The organism is Candidatus Obscuribacterales bacterium, from assembly GCA_036703605.1.
Taxonomy (GTDB): Bacteria; Cyanobacteriota; Cyanobacteriia; order RECH01; family RECH01; genus RECH01.
In genome coordinates this window covers 1-1,173 of the sequence record DATNRH010000877.1, presented here as the reverse complement: position 1 = coordinate 1,173, position 1,173 = coordinate 1, and the positions used below count along the sequence as shown (strand labels likewise).

Genomic DNA, 1,173 nt, shown 5'->3' with positions numbered 1-1,173 from the left:
TACTGGCGTGTCGCTGGAGGATCCAATGCCGGAGCACTGGGACGCTTTAGTGAACCTGAAAAATTAGATCTTGATCACATCCGAAGCCTTCGGAAATCGGAAGCAATTCAAATCACACCTTCGGTGATGGTTGAAAAACCAAAGCCCGTAGCCAAACCCCCAGCGCCTAAAGTTACAGCGAAGGCCGTACCGGAGACGGGAACTCTTGAGGTGGAGAAACCCCTCGTAGGTCCGCCGCCGCCGCCGAAAACTTACTTTCAGGTGACGGGCCATTTGCGGGCCACCTCTCCTCAAGTGAGTCTAGAGGCCGATGGCGCAGATGGAACCAGAGCGAACCTGAATGGATCACAACCTTTGGCCCTGCAAGCCCGGGGACTCTATCATTTCAATTCCAAGTTTGCCGCAGGCTTTGCTCTTGAAAGCAGATCCTATCAGTGGACGGAAAAAGACCTTGGCGATAGTTTGACCTGGAGCGAGCTCACAACAGCTCTACTTTTCCACTATGGATCCTGGGAGGGCAGCTTGGATTATGTCTCCGCCGCGACAATAGAGCGGGCGGAAGCTCAGCGCCTTCACGCGGTCCCCGTATCCCTTGTGGGCATCACCCTGGGGCACAGAGTGGAGCTCTGGAATACCCTCCATGGCAAACTCTTCGGTGGCTATGCTGTGGGTGGATCTCAGTCTCAGTTGCACCTCGGTACGGAGTGGAGCGTACAATGGCGATGGAGTGAAGGCTTGGCCCTTGAGACGGGTGTTGGATTCAACTGGAAGTCACTCAGTGGTGATTCTGGTGCGTCCTCATCTCAGCTGCAATCTGAGTTTCTGGTCTTCTTGGGCTTGCCCTTTGGATTTTCTAAGCAGAAAGCCTTACCCTAAGGCCTTGCAGCACGAGAATGGGTAGCCCCATAAGCAAGAACCACAACCAGCCAAGGGAAGTCCACTTGCCGGGCGGCAAAACCTGGGAGCACTCCCCCACATATTCGTAGTCGTAGATGGGACCAAGCTCAAAGAGGAAGTTCAAACCCGTAAGGCTTAAAGGTTGAGTGCCGCTTTGATTGTCCAGACTCACCTGAAATTGAAAGTAGCGCATGTCCGTGGTGCTCTCGACGTCAGCTACAAGTTCAAAGGTCTGAGCGCTCAGATCACTTAAAGTATCGGCGCCACGCATGCGGA

2 protein-coding genes are annotated in these 1,173 nt (G+C 54.0%); one reads left to right on the top strand and one right to left on the bottom strand.

The window, feature by feature from the left end:
* Positions 1–876, top strand: an 876-nt coding sequence (locus tag V6D20_18035) for a hypothetical protein (protein HEY9817682.1), incomplete at its 5' end; no start/stop codon positions are given.
* Here V6D20_18035 and V6D20_18030 read toward each other — a convergent pair.
* Positions 854–1,173 (bottom strand): hypothetical protein (locus tag V6D20_18030; GenBank protein HEY9817681.1); only part of this gene is annotated, 320 nt, incomplete at its 5' end. The genes V6D20_18035 and V6D20_18030 overlap by 23 nt on opposite strands.